The organism is Pedococcus aerophilus, from assembly GCF_039532215.1.
GTDB lineage: Bacteria > Actinomycetota > Actinomycetes > Actinomycetales > Dermatophilaceae > Pedococcus > Pedococcus aerophilus.
In genome coordinates, this window is sequence record NZ_BAAARN010000001.1 from 936,715 (window position 1) to 962,647 (window position 25,933).

The following is a 25,933-nucleotide window of genomic DNA, read 5'->3' on the forward strand; positions in this document are numbered from 1 at the left end:
CTCTACGAACCCGCGGGAGCGAACACGACGTGCGACCGGGCTTTGTGACCGGACTCATCGAGCATGGCGACCAGGGTGCCGTCGGGGGCGAAGGCCGCGACCGGCTCGGTGCGTCCGGCTTCGGCGGAGTCGACCCGTTGGCCGTAGCCGATGGTGCGGGCCTGCTCCTCGCTGAGCTCTCGCACGGCGAACTGCGCGCGGGCCGCGTCGGCGAGCGTGGTGACCGGCATGTGCTCGGGACCCTCGAGCCGCCCGAGGTCCTCGAGGTCGTGCGCTCCGTCGAGCGTGAAGGCCCCGACGCGGGTGCGGCGCAGGGCGGTGAGGTGACCCCCGACGCCGAGCGCGGTGCCGAGGTCGCGGGCGAGCGCGCGCACGTACGTGCCCGAGCTGACCGTGACCTCGACGTCGACGTCGACCACCGGGGTGCCGTCGACCTCGTGCGCCCGGGTGTCGAGCACCGTGAACCGCTCGACGGTCACCGGTCGGGCCGGCAGCTGGACGTCCTCCCCGGCGCGGACGCGGTGGTAGGAGCGCTGCCCGTTGACCTTGATGGCCGAGACGCTGCTCGGCACCTGCTGGATCGGCCCGGTGAGCGTGGCGACCGCCGCGTCGACCTCCGCGCGGGTGACCCCGTCAGCGGCGACCGCCGTGGTGACCTCGCCCTCGGCGTCGTCGGTGATCGTCGACTGCCCGAGGCGGATGGTCGCGGTGTAGTCCTTGTCGCAGCCGACGAGGAACGTCAGCAGCTTCGTCGCCCGGCCGATGCCGAGGACCAGGACGCCCGTGGCCATGGGGTCGAGCGTCCCGGCGTGGCCGACCTTGCGGGTGCCGCAGAGTCGGCGGCCTCGCCCCACCACGTCGTGACTGGTCCAGCCTGCCGGCTTGTCGACGACGAGCAGGCCGTCAGGCGCGGGCATTCGGCGCCGTACCGTCCTCGGTCACGTCCGCGGAGACGTCGTCCTCGCCTAGGTCCGTCTCGTCGCCCAGCGCGTCGACGTCCTCGTCCTTGCGGTACGGGTCGGCGTCACCGGCGTACGTCGCGCCGGCAGCCGCGGCGGCCACCGCGGCGTCGCGCTCCTTGGCCTCGCGCAGGAGGTCCTCGAGGTGCGAGGCCGTCTCCGGGATGGCGTCGGCGAAGAAGTCCAGGCTCGGCGTCAGGCGGATCTTGATCTGCTGCCCGACGAACGAGCGCAGCCGACCCTTGTTCTTCTCGAGCAGCGCAGCGGTCTTCGCGCGCTGCGCCTCGTCGCCGAAGACGGTGTAGAACACCGATGCGTGCTGGAGGTCACCGGTCACCCGCACGTCGGTGATGGTGATGAAACCGAGGTCGGGGTCCTTGACGATCGACACGACGTTGGCCGCGATGAGGACCTTGATGCGGTCGGCGATCTTGCGGGCGCGTCCGGTGTCAGCCATGACGGGACTCCTTGCTGCTGCAGTCGATGAGCTCAGGGGTGGGGCGAAGGCGAAGCCGGGGGCGACCACAGGCCGCCCCCGGCTCACGCTGCATACGATCAGGCGCGCGGCTTCTCGCGCATCTCGTAGGTGGCGATGAGGTCGCCGAGCTGGAGGTCGTTGTACGACCCCAGGTTGATGCCGCACTCGAAGCCCTCGCGGACCTCGGTGACGTCGTCCTTGAACCGGCGCAGGCCGGCGATCTCGACGTTCTCCGAGATGACCACGCCGTTGCGGGTGATCCGGGCGCGGGTGCCGCGCTTGATCTCGCCGCTGCGGACGATCGATCCGGCGATGTTGCCGAACTTGCTGGAGCGGAAGATCTCGCGGATCTCGGCGGTGCCGAGCTCCACCTCCTCGAACTCCGGCTTGAGCATGCCCTTCAGGGCTGCCTCGATCTCCTCGATGGCCTGGTAGATCACCGAGTAGTAGCGGATCTCGACGCCCTCGCGCTCGGCGTAGTCAGCGTTCTGGCCCTCGGCCCGGACGTTGTAGCCGATGATGATGGCGTCGGACGCCATCGCGAGGTTGATGTTGTTCATCGTGATCGCACCGACGCCGCGGTCGATGATCCGCAGGTCGACCTCGTCGCCCACGTCGATCTGCAGGAGCGCGTCCTCGAGCGCCTCGACAGAACCGGACACGTCGCCCTTGAGGATGAGGTTGAGCGTCTCGACCTTGCCGGCCGCGAGCGCCTCGTTGAGGTCCTCGAGGGAGATGCGCTTGCGGGCCTTGGCCAGGGAGGCCTGGCGGTCGGCCGCTTCGCGCCGCTCGGCGATCTGACGGGCCGTGCGGTCGTCCGGGGCCACCACGAAGGTGTCACCGGCGCGCGGGACCGAGGACAGACCGAGCACCTGCACGGGACGGGACGGACCCGCCTCCTTGAGGTTGTTGCCGTGCTCGTCGAGCATCGCGCGGACGCGGCCGTAGGCCGAACCCGTGACGATGGCGTCACCGACGTGCAGCGTGCCGGCCTGGACCAGCACCGTGGCCGTGGCGCCACGGCCACGGTCGAGGTTGGCCTCGATCGCGACGCCGCGGGCGTCGCGGTCGGCGTTGGCACGCAGGTCGAGGGCCGCGTCGGCGGTGAGCAGGACGGCCTCGAGGAGGGCGTCGATGTTCTGGCCGGCCTTGGCGGACACGTCCACGAACATCGTCTCGCCGCCGTACTCCTCAGCCACGAGGTTGTACTCGGTGAGCTGCTGGCGGACCTTGGACGGGTTCGCACCCTCGACGTCGATCTTGTTCACCGCGACGACGATCGGGACGTCCGCAGCCTGGGCGTGGTTGAGCGCCTCGATGGTCTGCGGCATCACGCCGTCGTCGGCCGCGACCACGAGGATCGCGATGTCGGTGACCTTCGCACCACGGGCACGCATGGCGGTGAACGCCTCGTGACCCGGGGTGTCGATGAAGGTGATCGGACGGTCGACGCCCTCGTGCATCTTGTGCACCTGGTAGGCACCGATGTGCTGGGTGATGCCACCGGACTCGCCACCGGCGACGTCCTCGTTGCGGATGGCGTCGAGCAGGCGGGTCTTTCCGTGGTCGACGTGACCCATGACGGTCACGACCGGCGGACGCGCCTCGAGGTCGTCGTCGTCCTCACCCTCGATACCCGTCTCCAGGTCGATGTTGAAGGCGTCGAAGAGCTCCTTCTCCTCCTCCTCGGGGGAGACGACCTCGATGTTGTAGCCGAGCTCGGCACCGAGCAGCTTGAAGGTGTCCTCGTCCAGCGACTGGGTGGCCGTGGCCATCTCGCCGAGGTGGAAGAGCACCGTCACCAGTGCACCGGGGTTCGCGTTGATCTTGTCGGCGAAGTCGCTGAGCGACGAGCCGCGACGCACCCGGATGAGGGTGTCGCCGTTGCCACGGGGCACGCTGACGCCACCGAGCGACGGCGCCTGCATCTGCTCGAACTCCTGGCGCTTCGCGCGCTTGGACTTGCGGCCTCGGACCGGACGACCGCCACCGCGACCGAACGCACCCGCGGTCGAACCGCGACCTGCGCCACCACGGAAGCCACCGCCACCGGGGCGACCGGCGAAACCGCCGCCACCACCGGCACCGGGACCACCAGGGCCACGGCCGGCACCGCCGGGACCACCGGGGCCACGGGCGCCACCACGGGCGGGACGCTCACCGGGACGGCCGACCGCGCTGCGGTCGGGCATCATGCCCGGGCTGGGACGCGGACCACCGGGACGGGGCCCACCGGGACCGGCGGTGCCACCCGGACGCGGGCCGGCTGCACCGGGGCCGCCGGGGCGGCTCTGGGGGCGCGGCATGCCCTGCGACGGGGCGAACGGGTTGTTCCCGGGACGGGTGGACTCGCGCGAGCCACCTTCACGGGGAGCGCCGCCCTCGCGGGCACCCTCACGACCGCCGTCGCGGCCGCCGTCACGACCCGTGCGCATGCCCTGGCTGGGCGCGAACGGGTTGTTGCCCGGACGCGGAGCGCCGGGACGGGGGGCCGAGCCACCGGGGCGCGGCGCGGAGCCGGGACGCGGTGAGGCGGGGACGCCGGAGGACTGCTTGCCACCGTCGCGGGCGGACTGCACGTCCGCCTTGGCGGCAGGAGCCGCCGGAGCAGCAGGGGCGGGGGCTGCGGGGGTCGCCTTGGCGGCCGGTGCAGCAGGAGCCGCGGGCGCCGGTGCCGCCGGGGCGGGCGACGCCTTGGCGGCGGGGGCAGCCGGTGCCGGGGCAGCGGTGGCCGCAGGAGCCTGGGGCTCTGCGGGTGCCTGCTTGGCCGGGGCCGGCGGGGTCGGTGCCGCCGGGGCGGCGGGAGCGGCAGCTGCCGGCTTCGCCGGGGCAGCCTTGGAGGCCGGGGACTTCTTGTCCTCCGGGAAAGTCTCCGTCGCCTTGCGGACGACGGGGGCCTCAATGGTCGAACTGGCGGTCTTGACGTACTCGCCAATGCTGTTGAGGTGGGCGATCAGCGTCTTGCTGTCGGTGCCGAGCTCTTTCGCGAGCGCGCTTACACGGACCTTGGCCACGTTTCTCCTGTTCCTGGTCCGTGCCAGGACAGGCGCGGACCGTCGTTACTGCTGGGGGGAGCTCATTGCTGAGTTCTCATCGGGTGCTCATCAGCGGTCAAACCCACTCTCTGTTCAGAGTCATGGTCGGTTCCCATAGCGATGGACGGTTGGTTCAAAGACTGTCCGGCGTGTGGTCGGGACCGAGGTCACCGGCCAGCTGCCGAACGTGTCGTGCGACCGCCTCGGGATCGGTCGGTGCGCTGGTGTGCAGCGCTCGACCGAACGCTCGGCGGCGTAGGGCCTGCTCGAGACAGTCGCCCGTGGGGTGCAGCCATGCGCCACGCCCCGGCAGGCGGCGCCACAGATCGGGCACCAACCGGGTCGCCCCGGTGTCGTCCGTCTCCGCGACCACTCGCAGGAGTGCCGACCAGCTATCCGTCCCGCGGCACCCCACACACGTCCGGACGGGAGTCCGGGCCGTCGTGCGGGTGGTGTCGTCCTGTGCTGCGGGCTGGGGTCCAGTCCGGTCGGTCACCACCAGTCTATCCCCTAGCGGCGCTCGGGTGCGTCACCCGTGCTGCGCCGCGGGGCGCCGGAGCCACCCTGGGAGCCACCTCGGGAGTCACCTCGCGCCGCACTCCCACCACCAGCACCGGCAGCACCAGCGCCCTGGCCGTCCGCGGGCTGGGTGTCCGGGCGGATGTCGATGCGCCAGCCGGTGAGCTTGGCGGCGAGGCGGGCGTTCTGGCCCTCCTTGCCGATGGCGAGCGAGAGCTGGTAGTCGGGGACGACCACCCGTGCCGAGCGCAGCTGGGGGTCGACGATCTCGACCGACTCGACCCGCGAGGGCGAGAGGGCGGCAGCCACGAAGGTCCGCGCGTCCTCGGAGTAGTCGACGATGTCGATCTTCTCGCCGTGCAGCTCGGTCATCACGGCGCGGACGCGAGCGCCCATCGGGCCGATGCAGGCGCCCTTGGCGTTGAGACCGGCGATCTTGGAGTGGACCGCGATCTTGGTGCGGTGACCGGCCTCTCGGGCCAGGGCCGCGATCTCCACGGAGCCGTCGGCGATCTCGGGCACCTCGAGCGCGAAGAGCTTGCGGACGAGGTTGGGGTGGGTGCGGGACAGGCCGATCTGCGGGCCCTTGGGTCCGCGGCGCACGGAGACGACGAAGCAGCGCAGGCGCTCCCCGTGCACGTACTTCTCCCCCGGGACCTGCTCGGACAGCGGCAGGATGCCCTCGACGGTGCCGAAGTCGACGGTCACGTGGCGCGGGTCGGGGCTCTGCTGGATCACGCCCGCGACGACGTCGCCCTCGCGGCCCTTGAAGTCGCCCATGATGGCGTCGTCCTCGAGGTCGCGCAGGCGCTGGACGATGACCTGGCGCGCGGTGGCCGCAGCGATGCGACCGAAGCCGGTCGGGGTGTCGTCGAACTCGGGGCCGTACTCCCGCGGCGGACGCTCCTGGCCCTCGACGGGCTCGGGCTGCTCCAGCTCCTCCTGGGCCCACACCACGACGTGGCCGGTCTTGCGGTCCAGCTCGACGCGCGCGGTGCGGTAGGAGTCATCGGTGCGGTGGTAGGCCACGAGCAGCGCCTGCTCGATCGCCGGGATGAGGATGTCGAGGGAGATGTCACGCTCGCGCTCCAGCGCCCTCAGGGCCGCAAGGTCGATGTCCATCGTCAGTTCTCCTCGGTGTCGTCGTGCAGGTCGTCGTGCTGGTCGTCAGGCTGGTCGGGGTCGTCGGCGCCCTGGTCGTCGGCGCCCTGGTCGTCGGCGCCCTGCTCGTCGGCGGACGGACGCGAGAACTCGACCTCGACCACGGCCCGCTCCACCGCGGCATACGCGAGGCTCACGGTCCGGGCGGGGGTCTTCTTGGCGGCGGGCACCTCGAGGGTGACCGTCTCGTCGTCGGCGCGCACGATGCGGCCGGTCACGGCGGGGCCCTCGGTGGGGGTGAGGGTGACGAGGCGGGTGACGTTGCGGCGGAAGTGGCGCGCCTCGGTCAGCGGGCGGTCCACGCCCGGTGAGGTGACCTCGAGGGTGTAGGGCTGCTCCCCCATGACGTCGGTCTCGTCGAGGGTGTCGCTCACCGCGCGGGTCGCGTCGGCGACCTCGTCGAGGGTGAGGGGGGCGGTGACGGTCGTGGTGGCGTCGGCGGACGCGGCCAGCACCCGGTCGATCCAGATCCGGACCAGCCGCCGTCTCCCGGCCGCGGTCACCGCGACGTCCTCCACGAGCAGACCGAGGGCCGCGAGGGGCTGCTCGACTGCGGGACGAATCTGGTCCTTGACGCTCAACTGACTCGTCCTCTCTGAAGTTTGGTGGTCGTGCGGGGCCCACTCTATCCACGCCGGGAGCGGGACGCATGCCAGCGTCGGGGCGCATGGCAGGATCGGCGCATGCCCGAGGAGCCCGCCGTCGCGCTGCCGCGCCCGACCCGGCGCCGCGTGCTCTCGATGGGCCTGCAGCTCGGCGGAGGCGCTGTCGTCGCGGCCTCCCTGACGGCCTGCGGCATCCGCCTCGAGGACGACGCACCACGCCTTCCGGGCCTGCCCACGCGCCAACCGGTCGCCGGCGAGGCCTGGCTGCTCACCCTGCGCCAGCACTGCACCGACCTCGCCGGCCAGGCCCGCGCCCTTGGGGGCTCGTCGAGGTCCGTGCCGGCCCGGTTGGCGACGCTGCACACCCGTCAGGCTGCGGTCCTGGAGACCGAGCTCCTGCGCCTCGGGGTGCCGCGCACCGTGCTCGACGCCCCCGTCGCGACCGCCACCCCCGGCGCATCGACCAGCGCGACCACCACGACGGCCCCCACCGCACCGTCCACCGGGCCGTCCTCCGCGTCGGGAGCGGCCGGTCTTGCGGCCCTCGCCGCCGCCGAGGCCACCGACCTCGGCCCGGCGGCGATCACTGCCCTCGGCACCGTGGTCCCAGAGACGATGCCGCTGGCGGGCGCGGTGCTCGCGCAGCGGGCGGCCGCCGCGACGCTGCTGGGCGAGGCTGCGACCTGGCCCGAGCCGACGTGGTCCGAGCCGTCCCTCGCGGCGTCCTACCTGGAGAGCACCCGCGCGGCGACGTACGCCTTCGAGGTCGTCGCGGCCCAGTCGCCCAAGGGCGCCCAGCGCACGCTGGCCCTCGCGACCCTCGCCACCCTGAAGGCTCGTGCCGGCCAGCAGGAGGCGCTCGCCGGTGCGGCGGCCACGCCTCCGGCGCTCGGGTATCCGCTGCCGTTCACCGTCACGACGCCGGCCGCGGCCCGGACTCTTGCGGTCCGGGTGCTCACCGACCTGCGGGCCGCCGTCGCCCGGGAGCTGGCCTCGACCGGCGGCGAGGTCGGCCCGCTCGGTGCGGTGGTGCAGTGGCTCGCCGACACCGAGGTGCTGGCGTCCCGCTGGGGTGTGGCGCTCGAGCCGTTCCCCGGGCTGACGTGAACCCCGGGTCCACGTGAGCCCCGGGCACCGGCTCCGGACCGAGGACGCTGCGGCGCTGGTGCCGACGGCGTTCCGCGACGCGGTCGGTCGGTTCACCGCGGAGGACGGCGGGGTCCACGGACCCTCCGGAGCGGACTGGGCCGACCGGCTCCCCCGGCTGCTCGCCGAGGTCCTCGACGACTGGCAGCTCGAAGTCGCCGGCGACGCCCGCACGGGCTGGACCGCGCTGGTCGTCCCCGTCCGTCGTGACGGGCTACCGCTGGCGCTCAAGCTCGTCTGGCCGCACGTCGAGGCCCGTGACGAACCCCTGGCCCTGCGCCACTGGGACGGCCGCGGCGCGGTGCGCCTCGTCGCCGCCGACCCCGGCCGCGGGGCCCTCCTGCTCGAGGCCCTCGACGCCTCCCGCGACCTCTCCTCGCAGGACGTCGACAGCGCCTGCGAGGTGGCCGGGCGCCTGCTGGGCGACCTGCACGTCCCGGCACCGGCCGGGCTGCGGCGGCTGTCGGACTTCGCGCAGGACCAGGTCCGCAAGCTCCAGGACACCGAAGGCCTGCTCCCCCGCCGGATGGTCGAACGCACGGCCGGACTCGTCCGCGACCTGACCTCCGACCCGGCCTGCGACGCGACCCTCGTGCACACCGACCTGCACTACCGGAACGTCCTGCACAGCCTCCCGGGCTCGGACCGACCCTCGTGGTTGGCCATCGACCCGCACCCGATGGCAGGGCACCCGGGCTTCGAGATCCAGCCGTTGCTGCGCAACCGGGTCGACGAGCTCGGGACCGGGTCGGCCTTCCGCTACCTCGTCCGGCGCCGGCTCGAGGTCACCTGCGAGGCAGCCGGCATCGACGAGGACGAGGCCCTCGCCTGGACCTACGTGCACACCGCCATGGAGGCCCGCTGGGCCGCAGGCGGTGACGACACCAGCGGGGTGTCGTTCAACATCGCGTTGCTCAAGGCCCTCGACGGCTGAGCCGCGGATCCGGCCCGGTATGGCGCGGAGCCTCCTGCCCGACGCGGGACCGAGTGCACATCCGGCGGAGAAGTTGCACACTGCACCCATGCGCTTCGGATTCCACTTCCTCGACTTCAACCTCCCAGACGGCCCGGCGTCCTACGCCCCGGCCCTGCGCTCGACCGCGGCTGCCGCCGAGGACGTCGGCGCCTCGTGGTTCACCGTGATGGACCACTACTTCCAGATGGAGTTCTTCCGCACCGCCCACGACCCGATGCTCGAGGCCTACGCCACGCTCGGCTTCCTCGCCGGAGTCACCGAGAAGGTCAAGCTCGGCACCGTGGTGACGGGCGTGACCTACCGCCACCCCGGCCTGCTCGCCAAGATCGGGACGACGCTGGACGTCCTCAGCGGGGGTCGGGCCTTCATGGGGATCGGCGCCGCCTGGTACGAGCGCGAGCACAAGGCCCTGGGCGTGCCGTACCCGCCGCTGGGCGAGCGCTTCGAGCGCCTCGAGGAGGCGCTGCAGATCATCCTGCAGATGTGGGGCGAGGACGAGGGCGCGTTCGAGGGCAGGCACTACCAGCTCGCCGAGACGATCAACGAGCCCGGCAACCTCACCCGTCCGCACCCCCCGATCGTCATCGGCGGCAGCGGCGAGAAGAAGACGCTGCGGCTGGTGGCGCAGTATGCCGACGCGACCAACCTCATCGTGTCCGGGACCGAGGAGCTGGCGCACAAGCTCGACGTCCTGCGCAGGCACTGCGACGACCTCGGCCGCGACTACGACACCATCGAGAAGACCGTCATGGGTCCGCAGGGGGACCCGCTCGACGACGTCGACGGCTTCCTGCGGCTCGCCCAGGAGTACGCCGACCTCGGGGTCGAGCACATCCACCTGCGGGCCATGACTCCCGACCCTGCGGCTGCCGTCACCGCGTTCGGCGAGCAGGTCGCGCCGAGGCTCACCGAGATCGGCCGCTGAGCAACGGGGCCCCCCGAGGACGCTGCCCGTCGGTGGTGGGTCACCCCACCCAGCGGTACTCGACCTCGGGGCGCCCCTGCCCCGCATACCGCGACCGGCGTGCGACCGTTCTTGTCTCGCAGAGGAACTCGGCGTAGCGGCGAGCAGTGACGCGGCTGACGCCGACCTCCTCGGCGAGCTCGCTGGCCGACATCCCCGCGGTCGCACCACGACCACGCAGCGTCCGGGTCACCTGGGCGAGCAGGTCCTCGCTCATCCCCTTCGGCAGCGAGGTCCGCGTGGCCGGCCGCACCCCGGCGAGCAGGTCGTCGACCTCCGCCTGGCTGTCGACGTGCTCCGCCGACGGCAGCTGGCGGCGGTAGGCGGCATACGCCTCGAGCCGGTCGCGCAGGGTGGCGAAGACGAACGGCTTGAGCAGGTACTGCACCACCCCGAGCGACACCGCTCCCCGGACGACGTCGAGGTCGCGGGCCGAGGTGACGGCGATGACGTCGGCGCGGTGCCCGGCTCCCCGCATGGCTCGGATGATGTCGAGCCCGTGCCCGTCGGGAAGGTTCATGTCGAGCAGGACCACGTCGACCGAGCGGTCCTGGAGCGCCTGGAGGGCGGCCTGGGCGGTGCTCGCCGTGGCCACCACGACGAACCCCGCGACCCGGCCGACGTAGGCGGCGTGGGCCTCGAGGGCGACCGGCTCGTCCTCGACGACCAGGACGCGCAGGTCGGACGAGTCAGTCATGGCCGCCTCCGGTCAGCGGTAGTCGGACCGTGAAGACGGCCCCGGGGCCGCCGCCGACCGACAGGGAACCGCCGAGCCGACTCACCACCTGCGCCACGAGCGCCAGGCCGATGCCGCGGCGGCCCTCCCCGCCCTGCTCCTTGGTCGAGACACCCCGCTCGAACGCCCGGGCCACCGCGCCCGGCGGCAGGCCTGGACCCGTGTCTGCGACCGTGAGCAGCAGCGCCGCGCCGTGGGATCCTTGCTCGTCGAGCCGGGTGTCCACGCGCACCTGGCGCTCCCCGGGCTGGCCGGTGACGGCGTCGAAGGCGTTGTCGATGAGGTTGCCGACGATGGTCACGACGTCACGGGCGGGCAGGGCGTCCACCGGCCACACCGCTCCCTCGTCGATGCGCAGGTCGATGCCCCGCTCGCTCGCCTCGGCGGCCTTGCCCAGCAGCAGCGCCGAGAGGGCCGGCTCCTCGATCCCGGCGACGACACGGTCGGTGAGCAGCTGGGACAGCTCGAGCTCCTCGGTCGCGAACGCCAGCGCCCGGTCGGGGTGGCCGAGCTCGATGAGGGAGACGATGGTGTGCAGCCGGTTCGCGGACTCGTGGGCCTGCGAGCGCAGGGCCTCGGTCAGCCCCCGCGCCGAGTCCAGCTCGCCGGTGAGGTGCTCGAGGTCGGTGCGGTCGCGCAACGTGGCCACTTGGCCCAGCACCTTGCCGTCCCAGCGTGCCGGTGCGGTGTTGAGGACGAGCACGCGGGCTGCGGTGACGTGCAGCTCGTCGCTGCGTGGGGTGTCGTCGGTGAGGGCCGTGGTCAGCGGCCCCGACAGCGCCAGCTCCTCGACCCGGGTGCCGACCGCCCCCTCGCCGAGCCCGAGCAGCCGCACCGCCTCGTCGTTGGCCAGCCGCAGCCGACCCTCGAGGTCGATGAGGAGCAGTCCCTCGGTCACCGCGTGCAGCACCGCGTCGTAGTACTCGACCATCTCGCGCAGCTGGCGCTCCCCCAGCCCGTGCGTCTGGCGGCGCACCCGTCGGGCGACCAGGGCCGTCGCCAGCCCGGTCAGGACGGCGGCCGCCAGCCCGGCCGCGAGCAGGGCGACCAGCTGCCCCTCGAGCCGCTGGCTCACCACCGCGTTGCGGATGCCGACGGCGACCAGGCCGACGACGGGTGCGTCGGCGCTGTCGCCCGCCCGCACCGGCACGACGGCACGCCGGGACGGGCCCAGCGAACCGGTGTAGTCCTCCACGACCGTGCCCCCGGCCCGGGCGTCCTCGATGTGACCGATGAACTGCTTGCCGATCAGCGAGGTGTCGGGGTGGGAGTAACGGATCCCGCTGGGGCTCATGACGACGACGAAGTCGGTCTCGGTCCTCCGCCGGACCTCTTCCGCGAAGGGCTGCAGGGCGGCATCCCTGTCGCCGTCCTGGACGGCGGCGACGACGTCCGGGCTGCTCGCGACCGTGCGGGCCACGGCCAGGGCCCGTGCCGTCGCCTCCTGCGTGCCCGCCCGTTGCGCCTGCGCGTAGGCAGCCCCGGTCCCGATCCCGACGACGAGCAGGGCGACGAGCACCTGGAGCGCGAACGTCTGGCCGGCCACGCTCCAGCGCGCCGGTGAGCTCGCCCACCGCCGGTGGCTCAGCGCCATACGCCGCACCGCGTCGTGCACATCCGGTGACCGGCGCCCGCGTCGACCACGTGACCGACGCCCGGACGTTCGGCCTGCCCGCCACGGCGGCCGCCGCCCCTGCCTTCCCCGGCGACACGTCGGAACTCAATGAACACAAGGGTGACCCTAGTCACTGGGCCGTCCATACTCGTGCGGAGTTCACCCCACCCCGGGCGCCTCCCGGGAGGGAGCCCCACCACGAGTCCACTGGAGTACACGTGAGCACCGCAGCCGACAGCGCCGTCGACCGTCCGGCACCACGCCGCGACAGGACGCACTACCTCTACATCGCCGTCATCATCGCCATGGTCCTCGGCATCGCCGTGGGCTTCCTGTTCCCCGACTTCGGCGTCAGCCTGAAGTGGCTGGGCACGGCCTTCGTCAACCTCATCAAGATGATGATCAGCCCGATCATCTTCTGCACCATCGTCCTCGGCATCGGCTCGGTCCGCCGCGCGGCGCAGGTCGGCAAGGTCGGTGGCCTCGCCCTCGGCTACTTCATCACGATGTCGACCGCGGCCCTGGCCATCGGCCTCATCGTCGGCAACATCGTCAAGCCGGGTGCCGGCCTCAACCTCACCGACGAGCTCGCGGCCACCGGCCAGAAGCAGGTCGGCGAGGCCAGCGAGTCGACGACCGACTTCGTCCTCGGCCTGGTCCCCGACACCCTGGTGTCGGCGCTGACCTCCGGCTCGGTGCTCCAGACGCTGCTCGTCGCCCTGCTCGTCGGGTTCGCGCTGCAGAAGATGGGCAAGGCCGGTGAGCCGATCCTCGGTGGCATCAAGCACCTCGAGCGACTCGTCTTCCGCCTCATGGCGATGATCATGTACGTCGCGCCGATCGGTGCGTTCGGCGCGATGGCGGCCGTCGTCGGTGCCACCGGCATCCAGGCCCTCAAGAGCCTCGGCCTGATCATGGTCGCGTTCTACATCACCTGCGCGCTGTTCGTGTTCGTCGTCCTCGGTGGCATCCTCAAGATCGTCACCGGCATCAACGTCTTCTCGCTGCTGAAGTACCTTGCCCGCGAGTTCCTCCTCATCCTCTCGACGTCGTCCTCCGAGTCGGCCCTCCCCCGCCTCATCGCCAAGATGGAGCACCTCGGTGTCAGCCGCCCGGTCGTCGGCATCACCGTCCCCACGGGCTACTCGTTCAACCTCGACGGCACGGCGATCTACCTGACGATGGCGTCGCTGTTCATCGCCGAGGCCCTGGACAAGCCGTTCTCCATCGGTCAGCAGATCTCGTTGCTGGTGTTCATGATCATCGCCTCCAAGGGTGCTGCCGGTGTCACTGGTGCAGGCCTGGCGACCCTGGCCGGTGGCCTGCAGTCGCACCGCCCCGACCTGGTCGACGGTGTCGGCTTCATCGTCGGCATCGACCGCCTCATGAGCGAGGCCCGCGCGCTGACCAACTTCGCCGGCAACTCGATCGCGACGGTGCTCATCGGCCACTGGGTCGGCGAGCTCGACCGGGCCAAGCTCGACAACGTGCTCGCCGGGAACGACCCGTTCGACGAGGCCACGATGGTCGACGACCACGAACCGGACCGCGTCGGCGATCCCGACTCGGTGACCGCCGGACACTGACGCCCGCGCCACGAGTTCTGCCCGCACGGCAGGACTCGTGGCCGTATGGCGCCCCACGCCACCACCTCTGCCCTCGCGGCAGCAGTGGTGGCGTGCGTGTCTGCCAGGGGCCTCAGGGCGGCCGGCGTCAGAGGTGTTGGGGGAAGCCGAAGGTGGTGCGGACGCCTTCGGAGAACAGCACGCTCGTCGGCGGTGTGGTCCGCGCGAACGACCCGAGGCCGGCCGCTGCGACGAGGTCGTCATCGAGCTCGAGCACCTCGGCCCGGCGCAACGGCCACGGCCCGTGGGTGTTCGGCACCCAGAGCGACCGGCCGGCGACCGAGGTGTGCAGCCCGAACCGCGCGGTGAGGAACAGGTCCAGCGGTTCCGGCTCCGTGACCGGCTCCCCCACCCGGATGCTGATCCGCGAGTGCGGTCGTCCGATGCCGGCAACCCGGGACCGGGTGGCCCGGCGCGTCGTGTAGGTCAGCACCCGCCCAGGGGCATCAGCGCGGCCGGCGCCGCGGGCGCCGACGTCCTCGGCGGTCCCCGCACCGACGGCGTCACGGACCCGCATCGAGGCCCATTGGTAGGGCACGTTGAACCCGAGGCGGGCGCCCAGCACGACGAGCAGCCGCGACGCCTCGAGCGACAGGAACACGACCCCGTTCCGGCCGCGGTCGTCCACCGAGTAGATCCGGACGTTCGTCTCGGGGAAGGTCCCGAGCCACGGCACCGGACCGCCACGCAGGACGCCGGCGTCGACCATGCGGAACGGGATCAGCCCGACCCACGCCGAGCCGTCGAACTCGTCGGGCCGCACGCCCCGGGGCATCAGTGGCGCGAGCAGGGCCGGCTCGACCGGCCAGTGCAGGAAGGCGATGTCGCGCCACCACTGGCTCATGATCTGCGTCGTCGGCAGGGGTGGCCCCTGCGGGTCGAGGACCGGTCCCGACCCGGGGTCGGTCCTCATGAGGGTGCGCCGAGGTGGGCGACGACCGCGCGGGCGGCTCGTCGTCCCGACACCATCGCCCCCTGGATCGAGGAGGTGTCGCGGTGGTCACCGGCGACGAACCGGCCCTCGCCGAGGGCAACCGTCCGTCGCACCAACAGCGGCGGCGGCACGAAGGGCAGCGCGGCCCGGACATCGTGTCGTACCAACAGGTCCCACGACCGGGTCGGGGTCGACCAGAGCCGCCCGACCTCGCGGCGAACCAGCGCCTCGTCATCGGGGGCAGTGGCCAGCGTCGTCGCCTGGACGAGCCTGCGACCGGGTGGGGCGTACGACGGTGCGGCGTCGGAGACGATCGCCGTGTTGACGACCGGACCCCGCGAGCCGTCGACGCGCAGCCACCGGCTGGTCGGCGCCGGGTCCGTCGTGGAGAACCACCAGGTCCGCAGCCCCCTCGTGGGCGCGGGCGCGATGACGTCGAGGGAGGGGTCGGAGGCCGACGCGACATCCGTCGCCACGACGACTGCACGCGCGGCCACCTCCCCGGAGCCGGTCCGGACCGTCGTCCCGTCGCCGAGGGTGGCACGCGCACCGAGCTCCACGGGCCGCCGCAGGCGGGCAGCGAGCTGGGCCGGCAGGGCCCGCATGCCATCGCCGGGCAGGCCCGGCGTGCCGAGCAGGAACGACCTGAGCAGCAGCTTCACGAACGCCGCGGAGGTGGCCCCCTCGCCGTCGGCGAGCACCCCGGCCAGGAAGGGCTCGAGCACCTCGGAGCGGAGCGCCCCGTGGACGCCTGCGGCGTCGAGGGAGGTCGCCAGGGAGGTGTCCGGCCCGTCGAGCAGGCGCCGGACGGGGCCGAGCGACGGCGCCGCCCAGCGCGCCAGGGACGCCAGCTCACCCGGGGCGAGCATGCCGCTGGCGAGGGTGCGCAGGACGCTCGCCGGCTCGCGGCGCGGGTCGGCCAGCAGCGCGGTGACGGTGCGCCCACTGCCCTGCCGGCGCCATACCTCGACCCCCGCGCCGAAGGTCTGCAGGGCGAGGGCGTCGACGTCGACGAGGCGGCGCACGGCCGGGTAGGCGGGGTTGAGCAGCTGGAAGCCCACGTCGCACAGGTGGCCGTCGACGACCTCGGTCCGCACGCGGCCGCCGACCTCGTCGGCCGCCTCGAGGACCAGCACGTCGAGCCCGCGTTCCTCGAGCGCCACCGCGCACGTGAGCCCGGCCAGCCCTGCCCCCACCACCACGACGTCATGCATGGACTCACCGTGCCACGGACGGACCACGCCTGCCCGCGGGGGTGACGCAGGCGTCATACGGTGGGCGCATGGCCGACCCGACCACTCCCGTCACCGAGCTCCGCACCGAACGCCTGCTGCTGCGCCAGTGGCGCCCGGAGGACCGGGCGCCGTTCGCCGCGCTCAACGACGACCCGGGCGTCATGGAGCACTTCCCGGGCCGTCTCACACGGGAGGCCAGCGACGCCATGGCCGACCGGATCGAGGCCTTCCTGGCCGAGCACGGCTGGGGGCTTTGGGCCACCGAGGTGCTCGAGACCGGGGAGTTCATCGGGTTCGTGGGGCTGTCGATCCCGCGCTTCGAGGAGCACTTCACGCCGTGCGTCGAGATCGGCTGGCGCCTGGCCCGCTCCTCCTGGGGCCGCGGGTACGCCCCCGAGGCTGCCCGCGCGGCGCTGGCCCACGCCTTCGGTCCCCTGGGCCTCGACGAGGTGGTCGCCATGACGATCCCCGCCAACGACCGCTCGCAGTCCGTCATGCGCAAGATCGGTATGGCGCGCGACGAGTCCGCCGACTTCGACCACCCCCTCATCGCGGAGGGCGATCCGACGCGTCGCCACGTCCTCTACCGGGTCAGCCGGGGGTCCTGGCCGGGAGCGGGCACCGCGACTCAGAAGTAGCGACGCCACCCCGTGCTGACCGTGCGGGCCGAAGTGAGGTGGCCCCTGCCGTCGCCGGCGTAGACCCGCAGCGTCCCGTCGTTGGTGACGGCGAGCACGTCTGCGCGCCCGTCGCCGGTGAAGTCGCCGACAGGTCCGGCCATGGCCAGACCGGCCCAGCCGCTGCCGGCCTTCGTGCGGGCCCCCTTGAAGCCGCCCTTGCCGTTGCCGGGGTAGAGCCAGAGCGCGCCGGCCCGGTCGATGGCCATGACGTCGCGGGTGCGGTCACCGTTGAGGTCGGCGGTGGCGAACACCGCCACGAAGCTGCCCCATCCGGTGCCGATCGTGCGGCCGGCGTAGACCTTGCCCTTTCCGTTGCCTGCGTAAAGGTTGAGCCGACCCTGGGCGTCGACGACGAGGACGTCCGCGCGACCGTCGCCGGAGAAGTCTCCCCCGCCGGTGATGAAGCGCATGCCGGCCCAGCCCGTCCCGACGAGCAACGGGTCGGTGAGGAAGCCACCCGTCGAGCCCAGGTAGAGCTGGAGCCGACCACCGTTGTCCGCCAACAGGTCTGGCCTGCCGTCGCCGTTCATGTCCCCGCCGGGGGTCACCCGGGTGGCCGGGACCACGTCGGTGATGAGGTGCGCGCCCCCGGAGATGCCGCCCTTGCCGTTGCCCCAGTAGCCGCGCGTGGCGACCGAGTCGCGCTGGAACGCGACGAGGTCGCCACGACCGTCCTTGCTCAGGTCACCGACCCCGACGACCGACGAGGTCAGCAGGGGCGTGGTGGTGAAGGTGGCCGACGGTCCGGGCCCCGCGTCGCTCAGGGCCCGGACCGACACCGTGTAGGTCGTGCCCGCGGTCAGCCCGTCGATCACCGCGGTGTAGATGTTGGGGCCGGTGAGCCTGCGGACGTGGTGCCCCGGCTCGGCCACCACCTCGTACCCGGTGGACCTCTCGTTGCCCGGCACCGAGCCGAAGGAGACCTTCGCACCGTGCGGCCACGCCCTGCCGGTGATCTTCGGCGCCCGGGGCACCACCCGGACGTCCAGCGCGGAGAAGTCGAAGGCGTGCACGCCGACCCGGTTGGCGCCGTGCCACAGCGTCTTGTCGCGAAGGTAGGCAGAGGTCTGGTAGCCGTCGTCCACGAACACCGAGTCGAGGCGGTAGCGCCCGATCGAGGCGACGACCTGGCTGAGCCGGCCAGACCGGGGAACGGCGTCGGCCATCACGTCGAAGTCACGGTTCTCGGCGTCGAGGGCTGTGTAGAAGAGCCGCACGCGGCCGAGGACGGACTGCTCGTCATCGACCCGGTAGTCCACCTTGACGGAGGTGCCGACGCCGACCGGGGCGTTGACCGGGACCAGCGAGGTCAGGGACGGCGGGACCCGGTCCTCGTAGACGCGCAGGGACGGTGCAGCGAAGGTCGGCTGTGCGCCGGTCGGCGTCCGCGCCCCGCCGGAGAGCAGGACCGACCCGTCCGGCCGGTACTCCGCGCGGTTGCCCAGCCGGTCCGTCAGGGCGAGCGTTCGCAGGGTGTAGTCGCCGTTCGCGACGTGCGCAGGCACGGACACCGCGACCGACCCGCCGGCGAGCGCGGACCCGCAGCGGCAGGAGAGGTGGAACTCGCCGTCCGGGTCCGCGCCCTTCCCGAAGGTCGCATCGACCTCGGCGAGGTCGGGCGCAGGGGCCTGCAGCGTCCAGGCGAGGGTGACCGGGCGCTGGGGACGCACCGAGGCGGGGGACGACGGGCTGACGCTCACGCTCCGCAGCCGGGGGGCGTCGAACTCGGGCGCGACGCCCTTGACGTGCATGTCGTACGCCGAGAGGTCGCGGATCTCGGTGCATGACGGTTGGGACCTCCCGCAGACCTTGGCCGTCCCGTTCGGACCACGCAGGTTCATCGAGGTCATGCGCCAGGTGTCGCTCTCGGCGCCCTCCGGCACCCAGAGGGTCCCCTCGCCGCTGGGCAGGGTGGAGTTCAGGTCCACCCTTTGGAACCGGTTGCGGCTGTCGATGAAGTACGCCCATGCGTCCCACAGGGGCACGTCACTGCTGCCGACGTAGCCGACAACGACAGAGCCCGGTGCTGTCACCGTCGTCGGGCTGACCGAGATCGACGTCACGACCGGCGGCTCGGTCGCCCGGGCAGGCGAGGCCGCCAGGACGCCGGCGAGCACGGCGAGGACGGTCGCGAGCAGTCCCGCGCGGCGGTGTCCGACGAAGCGAGTCACAGTTCCCCCAAGAATCCAGAATTCCGGCGAGATCGTACGGTCGCCAGCGTCCTCTTCGTGGCGGAACGGGCGGATCTGCGTGGACGCGCAGGCGACCCGCCGCACCCGCCGCATACGGTGGGCGCATGGCCAACCGCCTCGCGAACTCGACCTCCCCCTACCTCCTCCAGCACCGGGACAACCCCGTCGACTGGCAGGAGTGGGGCCCCGACGCCTTCGCGGAGGCGCGTCGCCGTGACGTCCCGGTCCTGCTCTCGGTCGGGTATGCAGCGTGCCACTGGTGCCACGTCATGGCCCACGAGTCGTTCGAGGACGACGGCGTCGCCCAGGTGGTCAACGCCGACTTCGTGGCGATCAAGGTCGACCGTGAGGAACGTCCGGACATCGACGCCGTCTACATGGCCGCGACGACCGCGCTGACGGGTCACGGTGGCTGGCCGATGACCTGCTTCCTCACCCCGGACGGTGACCCGTTCTTCGCGGGGACCTACTTTCCCAAGGGACAGTTCCTGCAGCTGCTGTCCGGCGTGACGAGCGCGTGGACCGACCAGCGCGACCGCGTGCTGGAGAGCGGTTCGCACATCGCGGAGACGCTGCGGGGCCTGTCCGCTCCGGCGACCGGGCACGCCCTCGCCGCGGAGGTTCTCGACGCCGCGGTGGACACGCTGCGCGGCCAGTTCGACCACGGTGCAGGCGGATTCGGCGGTGCGCCGAAGTTCCCGCCGTCGATGGTGCTCGAGTTCCTGCTCCGCAACCACGCCCGCACCGGGTCGCCGGACGCCCTGGCGATGGCTGCCCGGACGTGCGAGGCGATGGCGCGCGGAGGGATGTACGACCAGCTCGGGGGTGGTTTCGCCCGCTACAGCGTCGACGCCCGCTGGGTGGTCCCCCACTTCGAGAAGATGCTCTACGACAACGCCCAGCTGCTGCGCGTGTACACCCACCTGTTCCGCAGCACGGGTGATGCCCTCGCGCGTCGCGTGGTGGTCGAGACGGCCGAGTTCCTGCTGCGCGACCTGCGCACCGACGAGGGTGGCTTCGCCTCTGCCCTGGACGCCGACACCGACGGGGTCGAGGGTCTCACGTACGCCTGGACTTCCGCCCAGCTCGTCGAGGTGCTCGGCGAGGAGGACGGTGCGCGGGCGGCTGCGCTGCTCACGGTCACGGAGGCGGGGACCTTCGAGCACGGCTCCTCCACCTTGCAACTGCTGGACGACCCGGACGACGAGGAATGGTGGGCCACCGCCCGGACCCGTCTGCTGGCGGCCCGCGACCAGCGGCCCCAGCCGGCCCGCGACGACAAGGTGGTCACGTCGTGGAACGGGCTCGCCATCGCTGCCCTTGCCGACGCGGGTGCGCTGCTCGGGGACGCGTCGCTGCTGGAGGCGGCCGAGCGCTGCGCCGAGTTCGTCGTGGGCACCCACCTCGTCGACGGCCGCCTGCGGCGTGCCTCGCGGGACGGCGTGGTGGGGGCCGCCGCCGGGGTGGCCGACGACTACGGCAACCTCGCCGAAGGGCTCCTCGCCCTCCACCAGGCGACCGGCCGGGCCCGGTGGCTGACCGTCGCGCGGGAGCTCCTCGGCACCGCCACTGATCGCTTCACCGCCGAGGACGGCGGCTTCCACGACACCGCGGACGATGCCGAGGCGTTGTTCACCCGTCCGCGCAGCGCCGCCGACAACGCCGAGCCGTCCGGGCAGTCCGCCCTCGCCGGGGCTCTGCTCACCTGCTCCGCCCTCACCGGCGACCCCGCGATGCGCGAGCGGGCCGAAGCCGCCCTCGCCGCCTCGGGTCAGCTGGCGTCCCGCGACCCCCGGTTCGGTGGCTGGGCCCTCGCCGTCGCCGAGGCAGATGTTGCCGGCCCCCTCCAGGTGGCGGTCGTCGGCAGTGGTCCGAAGGCCGAGGCGTTGGCGGCAGTGGTGCGCCGGTCCACGTCACCCGGCCTCGTCAGCATCGTGGGCGAGCCTGATGCCGAAGGGATCCCGCTGCTGGCGCAGCGACCCTTGGTCGCCGGCGGGGCGGCGGCATACGTCTGTCGCGGGTTCGTCTGCGACGCACCCGTGACCGACGTGGATTCCCTCAGCGCAGCGCTGAGCTGACGACGTCGCGCAGGGATGCCTCGTCCCACCCGAGCTCGGCGCCCGGGCGAGCAGCGAGGTAGGCCGTGATCTCGTCCGCGCCGAGCCCGTGGGTGTCGGCGAGGCCGCGGGCGATCATCGTGACATAGGGAGGGGTAGGCGGATTCCGCTGCAGCCCAGTGGGATCCGGCGTCGTGAAGGTGAGCACCGGGTGGCCCTCCAGCTCGCCCACGAGGTGCAGCGACTCGTACCTTCCCGGCCCGAGGTCGTGGCGTGACCGCGCCAGCACCGTCGCGAGGTCGAGGTCCTGCCCCGGCTGGCGGTGCATCTCCTGGGCCGCGACGTCGGCGAACTGCTGGTCACTCAGCAGGTAGGCCCGAGCCAGGGTCGTCCCCGGCGAGGTGGCGTCGTAGAACGCGATGCCCCCTCCCCACGTCGGCGACTCCCACGCGAAGAACATCTCGCCGGGCAGCGTGAGCGAACGGTCGTCCGCCGGGGCCGTCGTGTCCCGGGCCCCGGGGTAGGTGCGGGTGGCGCCGGGTGGGCGACCGCCCTGGAGGTAGCAGAGGAAGCGGTCGCGGGCGAGGTTGCTGCCGTAGCTCGCGTACCAGACCTGCACCCGGCCACTGTGCCAGAGGACCTCAGAGCACGAAGGAGCGGTACTGCGGGTCGGCCGTGGCCAACGCCGCACGTCCTGCCACCGGGTCGACGAACAGGGCCGTCGCCCACACGTCGGCCCACACCAGGCTCGGGCCCCAGACGGTGACCGAGCCGGCGCGCTCCACCACGCCACCCGAACGCGGGTCCGCGATGTGCGCGCCGCGCGCCGCGGTGCCGGAGGTCGCGAGCCCGCCGGTGACGATGTCGAGCGAGGCCGCGATGCTGCCGGCGCGCGCGGGGTCCTCGATCCCGACCCGCCATGCGGTCGGCGACGCCTCCCGTCCCGCCCCTGCGACGAGGTCGCCACCGGCGTTGAGGCAGAACGAGATCCCCGGCACGTTGGCGAGGTGGGCCGCCGCCTTCTCGACCGCCCAGCCCTTGACCAGGCCGGTGGGGTCGTAGCCGCCGGCGCCCGGGTACGAGGCGTCGAACAGGCCGGCGGTGCGCTGGTGCGCCTCGGCGCAGAGCAGCGCGACCTCCTCGTGCCACGGGTGTGCCGCGGCGCCGTCGAGCTCGCCGCGCCGAAGCCGCATCAGCTCGCTGTCCTCGCGCCAGGTGCTGAACAGGCTGTCGACCTTGCGCAGCATCGACCAGACCTGGCCGACGGCCTCCTCCACCTCGGGGGCGTCGGTGCGTCCGCGGACGTGCGCGGAGACGGGCAGGCCCATCACCTGGATGACGAACGCGCGCCGGGCGCTGGACCGGCCGGAGGGATCCGCGCCGGCAGCCGGGGAGCGCTCCAGCGTCGAGGCGCTCACAGGTGGGCCTGGTCGATGGCCGACTGGAGCGACTGGATGTAGCCGTCCGAGGTGTACGTCGCCCCCGAGACCATGTCGATGCTCGCGCTCTGCGAGGACACCGCCTCCTGGTTGAGGATCGGCACGGCGTAGGAGTTGATCTCCTGGTCCCGGTGGTCGTTCCACGGGACCTGGAGCACCTGCGATGCGGTGATCTTGCCGTCGGCCACGGTGATCTGCACCTGCACGTTGCCGTACCTCGTGCCTACCGCGTCACCGTCGTAGGTCTTGGCGGCCGACTGGGACGACGACCCCGACGACGACCCCGACGACGACCCCGACGACGACCCCGACGAGGAGCTGGACGAGGACGACGTGGAGGTGTCGCTTGGGGTGTCGGTCGGGGTGTCGGTCGGGGTGTCGGTCGACGTCCCGGAGGACCCGGCCGAGGTCGAGTCGTCGCCGGAACTGTCGGTGGACGGAGTCGACTCCGTGGTCGACTCCGGCGTCGGCACCGCCGCGGGGCTCGCCGCCTGGGCGATGACGGGGGCAGCCACCGTCGAGCCCTTGCTCGAGGTCGACGTGTGGTAGCTGAACAGCAGGACCAGCGTGGTGAGGGTGGACAGGCTCCACAGGGTGATGCGTCGCACGGGAGGTTCTCCTAGTACTCGAACAGCTCGAGGTGGATGTGGTCGGAGGGGACACCGCAGTCGAGGGCGGCCCGGCGGGCGGCGTCCATCCACGTCGGTGCTCCGCAGAGGAAGATGTCGCGCTCGGCCACGTCGGGCACGAGCTGGCCCAGCGCCTGGGCGTCGGTCAGGTGCGCGGCAGCGGCCGGCAGCCACGAGTCACGACCGGGGACGCGGGGGCCCTCCACGGTGACGTACCGGGCGCCCTTCTCCCGCGCCAGCTCGAACAGCTCGCCGGCGAAGACGAACTGGTCGCGGCTGTGGGCGCGGTGGACCACGACGACGTCGCCGGGGTCCTGGTCGAGGCCCTCGAGCAGGGCCCGGATCGGCGTGATGCCGATCCCAGCCCCCATGAGCAGGACCTTGCGGCGGGTCCGGACGCCCGGGTGGAGCCGACCGTACGGCCCCTCGATGAGCACCCGGGTGCCGGGCTCCATCGTGGCCAGGCGGGCCGTCCCGTCGCCGACCTCGGCAGCGGTGATCCGCAGGGTCCGGCCGTCGGGGGCTGCGGAGAGCGAGTAGGGGTGGGCGCGGCTCCAGCCGGGGCCGTCGAGGAACCGCCACTGGAGGAACTGTCCGGCGGCCACGTCGAGCTTCTCGACCCCGCGACCGGCGACGACGACCGAGGTGACCCCGGGGCCCTCGGTGACCACCGAGGCGACCCGCAGCGGAGCCCGCAGCGAACGCCAGGCCGGCACCCCGATCCGGAAGACGAGCACTGCAGCCGCGCACGCGGCATACAGGCTCCACCAGAAGATCGTCGAGGCGGTGGAGGCGAGGAACTCCTGGCCGGTCCACAGCTGGTGCGGGAGGGCGAGCCCGGCGCCGAGGTAGCCGTAGAGGTGGATGAGGTGCCACGACTCGTACCGCAGGCGGCGCCGCGCCCTGCGCACCGAGGTCACGACGACCAGGCAGAGCGCGACCGTGCCGGCGGTGGCCAGGAGCATGCCCGGGTAGTGCAGCACCAGGTCGACCAGCGTGCCCCAGATGCCGGTGGGTGTGCCCGCGGCGTACCCGAGGGTGATGAGGACGATGTGCGCCCAAAGGAGGTTGAACGAGGTGAACCCGACCAGCCGGTGCGTCCGCGCGAGCTCGTCCTGGCCCCACGCCTGCTCGAACCACGGCACCCTCGCCATGAGGAACACCTGCACGAGCAGCAGCGCCGACGCGATGAGCCCGGTGAGGCGACCGGTGCTCGTGAGCGCCCCGGCGACGGACCCGAGGTCCTGGACCCCACCGTTCGCCACCCAGAGGGCGGTGACCCACAGCAGCACGACCCAGAAGGCGGCTGCGGAGGCGTCACGCCACCAGCGCGGGACGGTCCGGACCGCACGGCTCCGGTATGCCGCCGGGTCGGCGTGGGTGGGGGCGGGCACCGCCGGTGCGGGCACGTTGATCGTGGTCACGAGATGAACTGTGGGGCGCGACCCTAGGAGTTTGCTGTGGACCGGCCGTGACCTCGCTCTGGGTCCGAGCGGCCCGGGGTCAGCTGGTGACGGCGCCGTCGACGACGACCACGTCGGCCGCGTCCCGCCCGGAGACGACGAGCCGCGCATTCGCCTCGTCGGAGCGGTCGACCCACGCCTCGGCGTCGTCGACCTCGCGCCCGGTCAGCACGTGCCGCTCCACGAGCCGGCTACGGCGCTGCTCGGCGCCGAGGTCGCAGAACCATACCTCGTCGAGCTGCTCCCGGACGCTCGGCCAGCCACCGTCCGGGAGCAGCAGGTAGTTGCCCTCGGTCAGCACGAGGTCAGCGTCGAGCGGCACCTCGATGGTGTCCGGCTCGGGCTCCCCCACGCCGTGGTCGAAGCTCGGAGCCCAGAGGCCCGCCCGCGGGACGGCGCGAGCTGCGGCGAGGGTGGCTGCATACGCGTCGACGTCGAAGGTGTCGGGCGCCCCCTTGCGGTCACGGCGGCCGAGGCGGTCGAGGTCGGCGTTCGGCAGGTGGTAGCCGTCCATCGGGACGTGGGCCACCCGGCCGGCCAGTCGGGGGTCCGCCGCGGCTGCCGCGAGCACCGCAAGGACGAGGGTGGTCTTGCCCGCTCCGGGAGCACCGCTGATGCCCACGATGCGTCGATGGCCGCGTGCGCCGTCCGTGCCCTCCGCCGCGGCCCGCACGAGAGCGGCACAGCGGTCCAGCAGGCGCGGGTCCGCGATCGGGGTCATGACCAGAACCCCAGCACCGAACCGCCGATGCGCACGATGAACGCGACGAGGACGACGACGAAGACCACGCGCACGAACCTACTCCCGCGGGCCACTGCTGTCCGGGCGCCGACGTAGCCACCGAGGATGTTGGCGACGGCCATCACCGCGCCGATCTTCCACATGACGTGGCCGCCGGGCACGAAGACCGTGAGCGCGCCGAGGTTGGTCGCGAAGTTGGCGATCTTGGCCTTGGCGCTGGCCTCGAGGAAGGCGTAGCCCATCAGCCCGACGAGCGCGAAGACGAGGAACGAGCCGGTGCCCGGGCCGAGCGCCCCGTCGTAGACCCCGATGACGAACCCGGTGACCATGGCGATGACCGTGTGCCGGTGGCCGTCGAACCGCAGGGCCGTCTCGTGCCCCAGGCTCGGCTTGGCGACCGTGTAGGCACCCACGACGACGAGCATGACGAGGATGACGGGGTTGAACGCCGACTTCGGGATGTGCAGCCCGAGCAGGGCGCCACCGATGGCACCGAAGTACGCTACCGCGGCCATGGGCAGGGCCGTGCGCAGGTCGGGACGGACCCTGCGCCAGTAGGTGATCGAGCTCGTCGTGGTCCCGAAGATGCCGGCGATCTTGTTGGTGGCCAACAGCTGCGCCGGGGTCGCCCCGGGGAAGCCGAGCAGCAGGGCCGGCAGCTGGACGAGCCCGCCACCCCCGACGACGGCGTCGATCCAGCCCGCGCCGAACCCCGCCAGGGCCATGAGCAGGATCGTCGACAG

23 protein-coding genes are annotated in these 25,933 nt (G+C 72.6%); 6 read left to right on the forward strand and 17 right to left on the reverse strand.

Going from position 1 to position 25,933, the window contains the following annotated elements; genetic code table 11:
* Positions 1-2: 2 nt before the first annotated feature.
* The 6 genes from truB to rimP form a co-directional block, all read right to left on the reverse strand.
* Positions 3-917: a tRNA pseudouridine(55) synthase TruB gene (gene truB, locus ABD286_RS04325; protein WP_344190630.1), complete on the reverse strand. Its 915-nt coding sequence runs from the start codon at positions 915-917 to the stop codon at positions 3-5.
* Positions 904-1,416, reverse strand: coding sequence for a 30S ribosome-binding factor RbfA (rbfA, locus tag ABD286_RS04330; protein ID WP_344190632.1), 513 nt, complete (start codon positions 1,414-1,416; stop codon positions 904-906). The genes truB and rbfA overlap by 14 nt, the downstream gene beginning before the upstream one ends.
* Before the next feature lie 98 nt (positions 1,417-1,514).
* Positions 1,515-4,451, reverse strand: a complete 2,937-nt coding sequence (infB, locus tag ABD286_RS04335; RefSeq protein ID WP_344190634.1) for a translation initiation factor IF-2 — start codon at positions 4,449-4,451, stop codon at positions 1,515-1,517.
* Between the two features lie 154 nt (positions 4,452-4,605).
* Positions 4,606-4,971 carry a YlxR family protein gene (locus ABD286_RS04340; protein WP_344190636.1) on the reverse strand — a complete coding sequence of 122 codons (366 nt, stop codon included), beginning with the start codon at positions 4,969-4,971 and terminating at the stop codon, positions 4,606-4,608.
* 11 nt (positions 4,972-4,982) lie between these two features.
* A complete protein-coding gene (nusA, locus tag ABD286_RS04345; protein ID WP_344190638.1) occupies positions 4,983-6,113 on the reverse strand; it encodes a transcription termination factor NusA in 1,131 nt (376 codons plus the stop codon).
* 2 nt (positions 6,114-6,115) lie between these two features.
* Positions 6,116-6,733 carry a ribosome maturation factor RimP gene (gene rimP, locus ABD286_RS04350; protein WP_344190640.1) on the reverse strand — a complete coding sequence of 206 codons (618 nt, stop codon included), beginning with the start codon at positions 6,731-6,733 and terminating at the stop codon, positions 6,116-6,118.
* Between the two features lie 102 nt (positions 6,734-6,835).
* Here rimP and ABD286_RS04355 point away from each other — a divergent pair, with 102 nt between their 5' ends.
* The 3 genes from ABD286_RS04355 to ABD286_RS04365 all read left to right on the forward strand — a co-directional run bounded on the left by ABD286_RS04355 (position 6,836) and on the right by ABD286_RS04365 (position 9,804).
* The gene (locus ABD286_RS04355; protein WP_344190642.1) at positions 6,836-7,864 is read left to right on the forward strand and encodes a DUF4439 domain-containing protein; all 1,029 of its coding nucleotides are present in this window, start codon (positions 6,836-6,838) and stop codon (positions 7,862-7,864) included.
* A 13-nt stretch (positions 7,865-7,877) separates the two neighbouring features.
* Entirely contained in the window at positions 7,878-8,837 is a 960-nt protein-coding gene (locus ABD286_RS04360; protein ID WP_344190644.1) for an aminoglycoside phosphotransferase family protein, read from the forward strand.
* 88 nt (positions 8,838-8,925) lie between these two features.
* Entirely contained in the window at positions 8,926-9,804 is an 879-nt protein-coding gene (locus ABD286_RS04365; RefSeq protein WP_344190646.1) for an LLM class F420-dependent oxidoreductase, read from the forward strand.
* A gap of 40 nt (positions 9,805-9,844) precedes the next feature.
* On the opposite strand, the gene ABD286_RS04370 is transcribed toward ABD286_RS04365, so the two are convergent.
* Both ABD286_RS04370 and ABD286_RS04375 read right to left on the reverse strand, forming a co-directional pair.
* Entirely contained in the window at positions 9,845-10,540 is a 696-nt protein-coding gene (locus tag ABD286_RS04370) for a response regulator (RefSeq protein ID WP_344190648.1), read from the reverse strand.
* Entirely contained in the window at positions 10,533-12,173 is a 1,641-nt protein-coding gene (locus tag ABD286_RS04375) for a sensor histidine kinase (RefSeq protein WP_344190650.1), read from the reverse strand. Before ABD286_RS04375 ends, ABD286_RS04370 begins: the two co-directional genes overlap by 8 nt.
* A gap of 239 nt (positions 12,174-12,412) precedes the next feature.
* Here ABD286_RS04375 and ABD286_RS04380 point away from each other — a divergent pair, with 239 nt between their 5' ends.
* The gene (locus ABD286_RS04380) at positions 12,413-13,780 is read left to right on the forward strand and encodes a cation:dicarboxylate symporter family transporter (RefSeq protein WP_344190652.1); all 1,368 of its coding nucleotides are present in this window, start codon (positions 12,413-12,415) and stop codon (positions 13,778-13,780) included.
* 127 nt (positions 13,781-13,907) lie between these two features.
* On the opposite strand, the gene ABD286_RS04385 is transcribed toward ABD286_RS04380, so the two are convergent.
* Both ABD286_RS04385 and ABD286_RS04390 read right to left on the reverse strand, forming a co-directional pair.
* Positions 13,908-14,732 carry a YqjF family protein gene (locus tag ABD286_RS04385; protein WP_344190654.1) on the reverse strand — a complete coding sequence of 275 codons (825 nt, stop codon included), beginning with the start codon at positions 14,730-14,732 and terminating at the stop codon, positions 13,908-13,910.
* Positions 14,729-15,967 carry an FAD-dependent oxidoreductase gene (locus tag ABD286_RS04390; protein ID WP_344190656.1) on the reverse strand — a complete coding sequence of 413 codons (1,239 nt, stop codon included), beginning with the start codon at positions 15,965-15,967 and terminating at the stop codon, positions 14,729-14,731. The genes ABD286_RS04385 and ABD286_RS04390 overlap by 4 nt, the downstream gene beginning before the upstream one ends.
* A 68-nt stretch (positions 15,968-16,035) precedes the next feature.
* On the opposite strand from ABD286_RS04390, the gene ABD286_RS04395 reads away from it, so the two are divergent.
* The gene (locus tag ABD286_RS04395; protein WP_344190658.1) at positions 16,036-16,626 is read left to right on the forward strand and encodes a GNAT family N-acetyltransferase; all 591 of its coding nucleotides are present in this window, start codon (positions 16,036-16,038) and stop codon (positions 16,624-16,626) included.
* Here the strand turns inward: ABD286_RS04395 and ABD286_RS04400 are convergent.
* On the reverse strand, positions 16,617-18,839 hold the full coding sequence (locus ABD286_RS04400; protein ID WP_344190660.1) for an FG-GAP-like repeat-containing protein: 2,223 nt from the start codon (positions 18,837-18,839) through the stop codon (positions 16,617-16,619). The two genes, ABD286_RS04395 and ABD286_RS04400, sit on opposite strands and share 10 nt — an antisense overlap.
* 125 nt (positions 18,840-18,964) lie before the next feature.
* Here ABD286_RS04400 and ABD286_RS04405 point away from each other — a divergent pair, with 125 nt between their 5' ends.
* Positions 18,965-20,938 (forward strand): thioredoxin domain-containing protein, encoded by a 1,974-nt coding sequence (locus ABD286_RS04405; protein ID WP_344190662.1) that lies wholly within the window; start codon positions 18,965-18,967, stop codon positions 20,936-20,938.
* Here the strand turns inward: ABD286_RS04405 and ABD286_RS04410 are convergent.
* The 6 genes from ABD286_RS04410 to ABD286_RS04435 all read right to left on the reverse strand — a co-directional run bounded on the left by ABD286_RS04410 (position 20,919) and on the right by ABD286_RS04435 (position 25,915).
* Positions 20,919-21,536 carry a histone deacetylase gene (locus ABD286_RS04410; protein ID WP_344190664.1) on the reverse strand — a complete coding sequence of 206 codons (618 nt, stop codon included), beginning with the start codon at positions 21,534-21,536 and terminating at the stop codon, positions 20,919-20,921. The two genes, ABD286_RS04405 and ABD286_RS04410, sit on opposite strands and share 20 nt — an antisense overlap.
* A 22-nt stretch (positions 21,537-21,558) precedes the next feature.
* Complete coding sequence (locus tag ABD286_RS04415) at positions 21,559-22,335, reverse strand: FAD:protein FMN transferase (RefSeq protein WP_344190667.1); 777 nt, start codon at positions 22,333-22,335, stop codon at positions 21,559-21,561.
* Positions 22,332-22,964, reverse strand: a complete 633-nt coding sequence (locus ABD286_RS04420; protein WP_344190669.1) for an FMN-binding protein — start codon at positions 22,962-22,964, stop codon at positions 22,332-22,334. Before ABD286_RS04420 ends, ABD286_RS04415 begins: the two co-directional genes overlap by 4 nt.
* An 11-nt stretch (positions 22,965-22,975) precedes the next feature.
* Entirely contained in the window at positions 22,976-24,409 is a 1,434-nt protein-coding gene (locus ABD286_RS04425) for a ferredoxin reductase family protein (protein ID WP_344190671.1), read from the reverse strand.
* Between the two features lie 79 nt (positions 24,410-24,488).
* Entirely contained in the window at positions 24,489-25,169 is a 681-nt protein-coding gene (locus tag ABD286_RS04430; RefSeq protein ID WP_344190673.1) for a nucleoside/nucleotide kinase family protein, read from the reverse strand.
* Positions 25,166-25,915 (reverse strand): TSUP family transporter, encoded by a 750-nt coding sequence (locus tag ABD286_RS04435; protein WP_425565355.1) that lies wholly within the window; start codon positions 25,913-25,915, stop codon positions 25,166-25,168. Before ABD286_RS04435 ends, ABD286_RS04430 begins: the two co-directional genes overlap by 4 nt.
* Positions 25,916-25,933 lie beyond the last annotated feature (18 nt).